Genomic DNA, 9,869 nt, shown 5'->3' on the forward strand with positions numbered 1-9,869 from the left:
TCGATGGGTGCGTTATAGGTCCACCCAACGCTCACTGTCAACAACCCCTCCCAAAATTTTTCACGAAACCGTCGTCATGCCGCCGATCGCCCTACAGCGGCGCGGGTTCCGCGGTGGATAACTTCAGCGCCGCAATTGGGCCATAATGCGCAGGCTTCGTTTTCCGGCTCCGGGAGCCGCTCCCGAGCCGTTTGTCGAAGCGCCCCGCGTCTCAGTCGTCGTTTATCGCACCTGAAATAACGGATCGGCCGCCCTTCAATGCCCCTCGACGCGAACAGGCGCCTCGTTCCCGCTCTGGCGGACATCGACTGGACCGACATCGGCGACCAGCCGGCCATAGAGGCGGACGGCCAACGCCATTCGCCGCTCGACCGGCGGCGCGTGTCCATTCGCTGGCTCGCCGGCACGGTGCTGACCGGCCTCTCCGGAGCCCTGCTCATCAGCTCGGCGGCCTATACGGCGCTCGATCATCAGTCCCGCTTCGCCGAGGCGCCGACGCGCGCTCAGCTCGGCCGCAAGGATGAGAGAGACAGCCAGGTCGTCAATCCGAAGAAGGGCGACCGCATCCTGCGCGCGGTGGACATTGTCGCCGCCAAGCAGACCTTCAAGTCGACGACCACCGCCCGCGCCGGCGACAAGGAGGTCATGCGCACTCGCGCCTATACGCATGTGGCGACGACGCTGACGCTGGCGCCGACCAGTTTCGCGGAGGAGGTCCCGCAGTTCAATCCATTGAAGCTGCTCGCCGACTCCCGCAACGCCACCGATAGCGCGGCGGAGCCCGACATCGCGCCCGACGACGCCGACGTCTCTTTCGTCACCCGCGATTTCGCGAGCGACGAGGCGGAGCGGCAGAGCGCGACGCTCTCGATCGAGGAATGTCAGGCGCAGGTCGCCGAGCAGGCGAAGACGCAGCTCGTCGCCGGCGCCAAATCCGCCCTGCCGCTTCCCGGGCAGTGGCTCCTCTCGCGCACGAGCCGCGCCTCGCTCGATCCGCAGGCGCTCGCTTATGCGGCGACGGGGGCGCCCTCGGTCGCCGCGCCCTTTTCGGCGATCGAGGTGCGCATGGTGCCCGAGAATGTCACCATCGCGCCCCGCTCTTCCGGCCCCCAGCCGACCCAAATGGATGAGAAGCTCGTCGTGCTGCGCCGGGGCGAGACGCTCGTCGACGCGCTGCTCGCCAATGGCGTTCCCAAACCGACGATCCACGCCGTCGCCGCCGCCTTCGGGGCCAAGCGCGTCGAGACCGCCGCGCGCGAGGGGCAGCGCGTCAAGCTTCTCTTCGCCGATTTCGACGGCTCCGGCGCCAATCTCCAGCTCGCGCGCATCTCGGTCTATTCAGACGATCGGCTGGAGACGATGGTGGCGGCGACCGATCGCGGGACCTTCCTTCAGGTCACGGCGCCGGCCAATCTCGCCAAGCTCGGCCGCCGCGGCGTCGCGAGCATGGACGAGGACGGGGGCGGCGAGGGCGAAGACGATCCGGGCGGCATGCGCCTCTACGACTCGCTCTATGAGACCGCGCTGAAGCAGGATATTCCGCGGCCGATCATCAATGAGCTCGTCCGCATCTTCGCCAGCGATCTCGATCTGCAGCGCGGCGTCAATGGCGGCGACTCGCTCGACGTGCTCTATGACGAGGGCGAGGAAGGCTCCGGACGCGAGGCGCTGCTCTACGCCTCCATCACCACGCGCAACGAGACGCTGCGCTATTACCGCTATCAGACCGCCGACGACGGCCTCGTCGACTATTATGACGAGAACGGCCGCTCGAGCCGCAAATTCCTCATCCGCAAGCCGATCGCGGCGGGCGAGACGCGCTCGGGCTTCGGCATGCGCCGGCACCCGATCCTCGGCTATTACAAAATGCACACGGGCGTCGATTGGGCGGCGTCGATCGGCACGCCGATCCTGGCCGCGGGCAATGGCGTCGTCGTGGAGGCGGGCTGGCACAGCGGCTATGGCCGGCGCGTGGAGATCCAGCACGCCAACGGCTATTCGACCTCCTACAACCACATGTCGGGATTTGCGCGCGGCATTCGCGAGGGCGTGCGCATAAAGCAAGGCCAGATCGTCGGCTTCCTCGGATCATCGGGCCTCTCGACCGGCCCGCATCTGCATTACGAGGTGATGGTCAACGGCCATTTCGTCGATCCGATGCGCGTGAAGCTCGCGCGCACGCGCGAATTCGACGGCAGACTTCTCGCCGACTTCAAACGCGAGCGCGACCGTATCGATCAGCTGATGGCCAAGGCCCCCAATAATCCTCGTGTCGCGGAGCGGCAGGGCCGCTGAGCGAGAGTCTTCCTGCTTCATTGAAACACGGAAAGACCCTAGGCGGCGGAGGTCTCGCCGCCTCGGCGCGGCCAAAAGGCGACGGCGACCGCAGCGAGACCGAGCGCCGCCAAGATCAGGAACAACGCCGATTGCTTGAACCAGGCGATGGCGGGCACGGCGATCGCCATTGCGACGCCGAGCGCGGCAATATCGAAGGAGACGTGAATTCCGGCGACGAAAGCGCCGAGCGACAGCAGCAGCAGCAGCGCGAGGCCTGTCGCCGGCGCACTGAGGAAACCGTTCACGCTCGGCCACAACACGATGTTCATGGCTACGAGAAACGCCGCCCAATGCAGCGCCTGGGTGCGCGCGAGCACGAAACGCGCGCGACGATCCGGCGCCTGCCGCCAGCCGATGACGACGCAGGCGACGCCGATCGCGACGCCCAGAAACTCCCAATAGCCGTAGAGGGGCTGCTGGGCGAGGCTCGTATAGGCCACGCCGAAGATCGCCAGTCCCAGCACCACGAGATAAGGCGCCTTGCGCTTCAGCCAGCCGCCGGCTCGCGCCGCGACGGCTTGGTCGCCGAACTCCGGCGCGACGCTATAATCGTTCATCTCGACCCCCTGCCCGAGAGCATGTTCCCGAAAAGTGCGAAGCGGTTTTCGGAAAAGAACATGCGAGCTCAATAGTTCTATGACGTCAACGAGCCAGAACGCGGCGACGCAGGCGGAAGAAGCTGCGATGCGTCACCGGCCCCCGCAAATGGCTGCGCGGGCGCTGCACGCGCGGCGAGTGGGACGGCCGCACGAATTGCCGCTCCTGCGCTTCCGCCTCCGATGGCGCGGCGACGACGAGGGGAGCGGCGACGAGCGCCGCCAACAGACCTAGGGCAAAGGCGCGGCGCGAGAAATTTTCGTCCATTTTTTCTCCAACAGTCGACACTGTCTTCTCTCCAATTCGTTCGAAACGCTCGCCGGCAATTAGCGCTCGTCGCGCTTTCGACAATCGCGAGGCATTTTCGAAGGACGGCGCCGCTCTACCTGTTTCTCGAGCGAGAGAGCGGAGGCGACGATGGAAGCGAGAGCGGCCGATACGGCGGCGGTCATCGCAATCGGTTTCATCACATTGGCCGCATTTTCGATCGGCCAGAGCGTGCTCGAGCCCGTCGTCTTCGCGCTGTTCATCATCGCGCTGATCTCGCCGCTGCAGCGGGCGCTGCAGACGAGGACGCCGAGGCCTCTCGCGCTCCTCGTCAGCGTCGTCGTCGCCCTCGCCGTGATGATCGCGCTGTCCTCGCTCATCATCTGGAGCGGCGGCGAGATCGTCGACTGGTTCATCCGCAATCTCGACCGCGTGCGGGCGTCCTTCGCCGACGCGACGAAATGGCTGGAGGCGCATGATATCTTCGTCGCCGCGCTGATCACGGAGCATTTCAACGCGGCCTGGATCCTCGCGGTGATTCAGGCCGCGGCGACGCGCGTGAATATTTTCATCGGCTTCGCGCTCGTCGTGCTGATCTATGTGATCATGGGCCTCGCCGAAGCCGCCGGCTTCGAAAAGAAGATCGCCGCCTCCCGCGATGAGGAGACCGCCCGCGCCCTGCTGATCGCCGGCGCGCGCACGGCCAGCAAGCTGCGCCGCTACATGCTCGTGCGCACTGTGGCGAGCTTGGCGACCGGCGGGCTCGTCTTTCTCTTCGCTCTGGCGATCGGCCTCGATCTCGCGGCGGCCTGGGGCGTGCTGACTTTCGCCTTGAATTATCTGCCCTATATCGGACCGGCCGTGGCGACTCTCCTGCCCGCGCTCTTCGCCTATGCGCAATTCGATTCGGGCCAGACGGCGCTCGTCGCGCTCGGCGTTCTGAGCCTCGTGCAGCTCGTCATCGGCAGCGGGCTGGAGCCGGTCTTTTCCGGCTCGGCGCTCGCGATGTCGCCGACGGTCGTCGTCTTTTCCGTGCTGCTCTGGACCTTTCTGTGGGGCCTGCCGGGCGCCTTCATCGGCGTGCCCATCGCCATCGCCTTTCTTACGATCTGCGATCAATTCCCGTCGAGCCGCTGGGTCGCGCAGCTGCTCTCGGACCATGGGTCGGCGGAGCGAACGCCGCCGTGAGCCCTCGATCGATCTCAGGCCGCGGCGGAAATGGAGAATCGGCGAAGCCCTGCTCGACCGAGACGCCGCGAGCGAGCGAGACTCTCCCCACCTCCTTCTCCGTGTCGAAGCCGGGACAAGTGAGCGAACCGAATTGGAAACGATGGGTCCATTCGAGCAGAGCGCGAGGCGTCGACCGCGGCGCCTGCCGTGAGGAGCGGCATCCGGAATCGCCCTATTTTCCTGGCGCGAAAGAGGGTTCGGACATGATCAGGATCAAGCTTGAAAAGCAGAACGCGATAACACTGCTGGCCTCGCTTCAGCAACGCCTCGAGGTGATCCAACAGATCGAAGCCAGACACCCGGAAGGGCTGTCGCCGACACTCAAGGAAGAACGCAGCGCGCTCGCCCCGGCGATCGTCGCGATCGAGCAGGCGCTGAAGAGACCGCCCGATCCGTGACATGCGCCGCCGCCAGCGGTCGAGGCGGCGGGCGAATGTCCTGATGCGATGTTCCCCTTCGAACCCGAGTGAATAGGCCCGACTTGGCCGGGGCCGACAGGCGGCGCGAGCGAACCTCAGAGGCCGAGCATGGCCCGCACATCGGTCGGCGTCGCGCCCTCGGCCCGCAACTCCCACAGCGGCTTGGAGAGGCGGCTCTTGGCGAGCTTGCGCCCATCCTCGTCCAGCACCAGCGCATGATGGCGATAGGCGGGCGCCGGCAGGCCGAGCAGTTCCTGCAGCAGCCGGTGGATGCGCGTCGCCTCATAGAGGTCCCTGCCCCGCACCACATCGGTCACGCCCTGCAACGCGTCGTCGACGACGACGGCGATGTGATAGCTCGTTCCTATGTCCTTGCGCGCCAGCACGACGTCGCCCCATTCGGCGGGCGACGCGACGATCTCCTTTCCATGCTCGTCCCAGAAAACCTCGCCGCCGACGAGCGCCGCGGCCTTCGCCATGTCGAGCCGCAGATTGGCGCCGGCGCGGTCGCGGCGTTTTCCGCGGCAGGTTCCGGGATAGAGCAGCGCGCCCTCGGGATCGCGCGGCGCATCGGCGGCGCTCGTCGCGCGGGCGATGTCGGCGCGCGAGCAGGCGCAAGGATAGAGCAGGCCGAGCGCATCGAGCTCGGCGAGCGCCGCGGCATAGTCGTCGAGATGTTCGGACTGGCGGCGGACCGGCTCCTCCCAGACGAGACCGAGCCAGGCGAGATCCTCATAGATCGCCGCCTCGAATTCGCTCCGCGCCCGCCCTTTGTCGATATCCTCCATGCGCAGCAGGAAACGGCCGCCCTCGCGGCGCGCGGCGTCGAAATCGAGCAGCGCCGAGAAAGCGTGGCCGAGATGCAGATAGCCATTGGGCGACGGCGCGAAGCGAAAGACTTTTCTCGTTTCGTCCTCGCGCATCGGCGCGTCCCTCTCTCGCGCTCAGGCGACCTTTCCGGCGAGCGCCGCCTTCTCCCGCACGATGTCGCGCGCGACCGCGAAGGCTTCGTCTATGTCGAGATCGGTCGTGTCGAGCCGGACCGCGTCCTCGGCGATCTTCAACGGCGCCGAGGTGCGGCCGCTGTCGCGCTCGTCGCGCCGGCGCACATCCTCGAGAATATGGGCGTAGTCCACGCGCTCGCCGCGCGAGGCGAGCTCGAGCGCGCGCCGCTGCGCGCGCGTCTCGGCGCTCGCCGTCACGAAAATCTTCACCGCGGCGTCGGGGCAGATCACCGTTCCTATGTCGCGTCCGTCGAGCACCGCGCCCTCCGAACGCGTCGCGAAGCTGCGCTGCATCTCGACGAGCGCCGCGCGCACCTCGGGGATGGCGGCGACGACGGAGGACGCCTCGCCCAATTCGCGCGAGCGCAGCCGCGCCTCGTCGAAATCGCAGAGCGCGAGACCGCGCGCCGCCTCCACCGCGGCGCGGATATCGTCGAGCGGCCGCCCATCGTCGAGGAGCGCGCAGGCGGTGGCGCGATAGAGCAGGCCCGTGTCGAGATGCGGCAGGCCGAAATGCGCCGCGAGCCGGCGCGCCAGCGTGCCTTTTCCGGAGGCCGCCGGCCCGTCTATGGCGATGACAAGTCCCCGTTCAGGCAAAGCTGGCCCCCAGCCCTTCCATGAGGGCGCGAAAATTCGGAAAGCTCGTGGCGATCATGCGATCGTCGTCCACCGTCGCGGGCGCGTCGGATGCGAGCCCCATGACGAGAAAGCTCATGGCGATGCGATGGTCGAGATGCGTCTCGACATTTCCCCCGCCTTTCACGCGGCCCGCCCCGCCGCGCACGATGAGATCGTCGCCGACGATCTCGCAATCGACGCCATTGGCCTCGAGCCCGGCGGCGATCGCCGCGAGGCGATCCGATTCTTTCACGCGCAGCTCGGAGAGGCCGCGCATGCGCGTCTCGCCCTCCGCGAAAGCCGCGGCGACGGCGAGGATCGGATATTCGTCGATCATCGAGGGCGCGCGCGCCGCCGGCACATCGACGCCGACGAGGCGAGAGAAGGTCACGCGAATGTCGGCGACCTCCTCGCCGCCCTCCTCGCGCCGATTCTCGAGCGCGATTTTCGCGCCCATTTCCGCGAGCGTCGTGATGAGCCCGCAACGCAGCGGATTGATCATCACGCCCTCGACGACGATCTCGGAACCCTCCACGATCAGCGCCGCGACGATGGGGAAGGCCGCCGAGGAGGGATCGGCGGGCACGCGCACGAGGCTCGGCCGCAGCTCCGGGCGGCCCTCGAGCGTCACCTTGCGTCCATGCTCGCCATGAGGCTCGCTCGCGACGCGCGCGCCGAAATGGACGAGCATCTTCTCGGTATGGTCGCGCGAGGCCTCGCTCTCGATCACCACCGTGCGGCCCGGCGAATTGAGCCCGGCGAGCAGAACGGCGGATTTGATCTGCGCCGAGGCGACCGGCGTCTTATATTCGATCGGCAGCGGCTCGGCGGTTCCTTGCAGCAGAATGGGGCAGCGCCCGCCCTCGGCCTGCTCCAGCACGCGGGCGCCCTGCAGGAGCAGCGGATCGAGGATGCGGCGCATGGGCCGCTTGCGCAGCGAGGCGTCGCCGTCGAAGCGCGCCGTGATCGGATGGCCGCCGACGACGCCCATCATCAGCCGCGAGCCGGTCCCGGCATTGCCGAAATCGAGCGTCTCGCGCGGCTCCAGCAGCGAGCCGAGGCCAGGGCCGCGCACGCTCCAGGAGCCGGGCCCGAGCCGCTCCACGCGCGCGCCGAGCTTGCGGCAGGCTTCGCCCGTGCGCAGCACGTCGTCGCCCTCCAGCAGCCCCTCGACGCGCGTCTCGCCCACCGCCAGCGTCCCGAGGATCAGCGAGCGATGCGAGACGGATTTATCGCCGGGCGGGCGGCAGCGTCCAGAGAGCCCGCTCGCGCGCAGGGCGCTGAGCGGCGAGGGGGAATGTTCGGCGTCGGTGTGCAATTTTCGATCGATCTCCCGCCGCGGCGCCGTTTCCTGCGGTCCGCGCGGCTTCGGCATATACAACGCGCGCCGCCGTGTCACAAATGGCGCGCGGCGGCGAGAGCGCGGGCGGCCGCGAGCCCCCTTCCCCAAGGTTCCGAATTCAGTTTATCGAGCAGACATGTCTCCAGCGTCATGGCCGCGCTCGTCGCGGCCATCCACGCCGCGACGACTGAGGAAAGCTAAAGAACATGAGCGGAACACCGCCGCCTCTTCTCCCCGCGTGTCGCAATGTCTCGGCGTGGCTGCCCGCGACAAGCGCGGGCATGACGCGGCCGTATCGGAGTCGTCGACCTGGATTCGGTCGCTTGCGACAATCCTAGGCCATTCGACGCTGAACAGCCCCCATGGGAACGTCGCTCATGGATCATGCTACCTCGTTCACCTTCCCCGAAAAGGAAAGTCGCGCCATAGCCTCCCGTTCGCCGTCCCGAACGGGGAGATTGCGCCAAAAGTGGCCATTCCCGGGGAAAGCCCGTAAAACGCTTGGGTTGTATGTCACATTTAGCGGTAATTGGTACGGCTATGGGGAAGGTCGATTTCAAGATGCGACAGGTCTTCGCGCTCGCAGCGCTCGCAACCCTCCTTCTCCCCGCCCGCGCCGAGGAGCCGGCGACCTTCCGGCAGAACCCTAAGGAATGGCGCTCGCAGGGCGGCAACGACGCCAATTGGCGCTATTCGCCGCTTACGCAAATCACGCCGGAGAACGCCGGAAAGCTGCAAGTGGCGATGATTGTTTCGACGGGAGCGCTCCGCGGCCACGAAGGCGCGCCGCTGGTCGTGGATGACGTCGCCTATTTCACGACGCCTTTTCCGAACGAGGTGTTTGCACGCCGTCTCGCCTATAACGCCGATAAAATCCTATGGCGCTACGTCCCTCGGCAAGATCCGTCGATCTTGAAGAAAATCGGCGGCGACGCGGTCAATCGCGGCCTAGCCTATGGCGACAATAGAATCTTTTTGTCCCGGCTTGATACGAATCTCGTCGCAATCGATGCCAAGGTCGGCAAGACGATATGGTCTCGCACCAACGGCAATCCGCAAATCGGCGAAACCTCAACCGGCGCGCCGGCGCTTTTCAAGGACAAAGTGCTGGTCGGTCTTTCGGGCGGCGATTTCGGCGTGCGTGGCCATGTCACCGCCTATGACGCCAAGACCGGCCAGCGCCTTTGGCGCGGTTATTCGACCGGTCCAGACGCCGATACGCTGATCGACCCCGAAAAAACGACACATCTCGGCAAACCGGTCGGCAAGGAGGCCTCGCTTGCGAGCTAACAGGGCGAACAGTGGAAGATCGGCGGCGGTGCGCCTTGGGGCGCCTTTTCCTATGACGCCGATCTGAACCTCGTCTACTATGGAACGGGCAATCCGGCGCCCGGAAACGCCAAACAGCGCCCCGGCGACAACAGATGGACTGCGACCATTTTTGCCCGCGACCTCGACACCGGCGCAGTGCGCTGGGTCTATCAGGTTACGCCACATGATCAGTGGGATTACGACGCTACGGGCGAGATGATTCTCCTAGATCTCGACATTGACGGCGCGACGCGCAAGGCGCTCGCGCATTTCGACAAGAACGGCTTCGCCTATTTCCTCGACCGCGCCACGGGCGAGCTCTTGTCGGCCGACAGCTTCGGCGCCCACGTCAATTGGGCGAGCAACATCGAGCTCGACAAGAACTCGCCTTTTTATGGCCGGCCGCTGCTCGTGGAAAAATACGCGCCGGAGATCGGCGGCGAAGACATCAACACAATGGGTATCTGTCCGTCCTTCTTGGGGGCGAAAGGGCCGCAGCCCGCAGCTTATTCGCCAAGCGAAAAGCTGTTTTATCTACCGCTTGCCGCCAAATGCATGGACAACGAGCCTTACGCCGTCAGGTATGAACCCGGCAAGCCTTATCTTGGCGTGACAACCGAAGAGTACGAGGAATTGATTGTGACGAAAGCTAGCGACCGCCGGCCTAAGAACCTGACCCAAAAGTTTCTTGTTCGCGCCGCAGTTGCGTGATTCTGGGGTTCCGAAGCATCGGAGAATGATTCG

Annotated in this window: 10 protein-coding genes; 5 read left to right on the plus strand and 5 right to left on the minus strand. The window is 66.1% G+C overall.

Annotated features, from left to right (window positions below):
- Positions 1-258: 258 nt before the first annotated feature.
- Entirely contained in the window at positions 259-2,295 is a 2,037-nt protein-coding gene (locus tag Mspo_RS18865; protein WP_159732748.1) for a M23 family metallopeptidase, read from the plus strand.
- A 38-nt stretch (positions 2,296-2,333) separates the two neighbouring features.
- Here the strand turns inward: Mspo_RS18865 and Mspo_RS18870 are convergent, their stop codons facing one another.
- Entirely contained in the window at positions 2,334-2,894 is a 561-nt protein-coding gene (locus tag Mspo_RS18870; RefSeq protein ID WP_159732751.1) for a hypothetical protein, read from the minus strand.
- 85 nt (positions 2,895-2,979) lie between these two features.
- Positions 2,980-3,201 carry a hypothetical protein gene (locus Mspo_RS18875; RefSeq protein ID WP_159732754.1) on the minus strand — a complete coding sequence of 74 codons (222 nt, stop codon included), beginning with the start codon at positions 3,199-3,201 and terminating at the stop codon, positions 2,980-2,982.
- Between the two features lie 150 nt (positions 3,202-3,351).
- Here Mspo_RS18875 and Mspo_RS18880 point away from each other — a divergent pair, with 150 nt between their 5' ends.
- Together Mspo_RS18880 and Mspo_RS18885 are read left to right on the plus strand one after the other, a co-directional pair.
- On the plus strand, positions 3,352-4,389 hold the full coding sequence (locus Mspo_RS18880; RefSeq protein WP_159732757.1) for an AI-2E family transporter: 1,038 nt from the start codon (positions 3,352-3,354) through the stop codon (positions 4,387-4,389).
- Positions 4,390-4,634: 245 nt separating this feature from the next.
- Complete coding sequence (locus tag Mspo_RS18885; protein WP_159732760.1) at positions 4,635-4,829, plus strand: hypothetical protein; 195 nt, start codon at positions 4,635-4,637, stop codon at positions 4,827-4,829.
- Positions 4,830-4,945: 116 nt separating this feature from the next.
- On the opposite strand, the gene gluQRS is transcribed toward Mspo_RS18885, so the two are convergent.
- The 3 genes from gluQRS to aroA are packed head-to-tail and all read right to left on the minus strand — an operon-like array spanning position 4,946 to position 7,790.
- Positions 4,946-5,773 (minus strand): tRNA glutamyl-Q(34) synthetase GluQRS, encoded by an 828-nt coding sequence (gene gluQRS / locus Mspo_RS18890; protein WP_159732763.1) that lies wholly within the window; start codon positions 5,771-5,773, stop codon positions 4,946-4,948.
- Between the two features lie 21 nt (positions 5,774-5,794).
- Positions 5,795-6,451 (minus strand): (d)CMP kinase, encoded by a 657-nt coding sequence (gene cmk / locus Mspo_RS18895; protein ID WP_159732767.1) that lies wholly within the window; start codon positions 6,449-6,451, stop codon positions 5,795-5,797.
- Entirely contained in the window at positions 6,444-7,790 is a 1,347-nt protein-coding gene (aroA, locus tag Mspo_RS18900; RefSeq protein ID WP_159732769.1) for a 3-phosphoshikimate 1-carboxyvinyltransferase, read from the minus strand. The genes cmk and aroA overlap by 8 nt, the downstream gene beginning before the upstream one ends.
- A 585-nt stretch (positions 7,791-8,375) precedes the next feature.
- Between aroA and Mspo_RS20045 the strand changes: the two genes are divergently transcribed.
- Positions 8,376-9,104, plus strand: a complete 729-nt coding sequence (locus tag Mspo_RS20045; protein ID WP_244613552.1) for a PQQ-binding-like beta-propeller repeat protein — start codon at positions 8,376-8,378, stop codon at positions 9,102-9,104.
- A 177-nt stretch (positions 9,105-9,281) separates the two neighbouring features.
- Positions 9,282-9,836 (plus strand): hypothetical protein, encoded by a 555-nt coding sequence (locus tag Mspo_RS20050; protein ID WP_244613553.1) that lies wholly within the window; start codon positions 9,282-9,284, stop codon positions 9,834-9,836.
- The last annotated feature ends 33 nt before the right edge of the window (positions 9,837-9,869 follow it).

It is taken from the genome of Methylosinus sp. Ce-a6 (assembly GCF_009811655.1).
Lineage (GTDB): Bacteria > Pseudomonadota > Alphaproteobacteria > Rhizobiales > Beijerinckiaceae > Methylosinus.

What these genes read in the sequence shown, in the direction of transcription:
- Mspo_RS18880 (WP_159732757.1), top strand. Translation starts at nt 3,352, where the DNA reads ATGGAAGCGAGAGCGGCCGATACGGCGGCGGTCATCGCAATCGGTTTC.
- Mspo_RS18865 (WP_159732748.1), top strand. Translation starts at nt 259, where the DNA reads ATGCCCCTCGACGCGAACAGGCGCCTCGTTCCCGCTCTGGCGGACATC.
- Mspo_RS18875 (WP_159732754.1), bottom strand. Translation starts at nt 3,201, where the DNA reads ATGGACGAAAATTTCTCGCGCCGCGCCTTTGCCCTAGGTCTGTTGGCG.
- gluQRS (WP_159732763.1), bottom strand. Translation starts at nt 5,773, where the DNA reads ATGCGCGAGGACGAAACGAGAAAAGTCTTTCGCTTCGCGCCGTCGCCC.
- Mspo_RS20045 (WP_244613552.1), top strand. Translation starts at nt 8,376, where the DNA reads ATGCGACAGGTCTTCGCGCTCGCAGCGCTCGCAACCCTCCTTCTCCCC.
- Mspo_RS18885 (WP_159732760.1), top strand. Translation starts at nt 4,635, where the DNA reads ATGATCAGGATCAAGCTTGAAAAGCAGAACGCGATAACACTGCTGGCC.
- Mspo_RS18870 (WP_159732751.1), bottom strand. Translation starts at nt 2,894, where the DNA reads ATGAACGATTATAGCGTCGCGCCGGAGTTCGGCGACCAAGCCGTCGCG.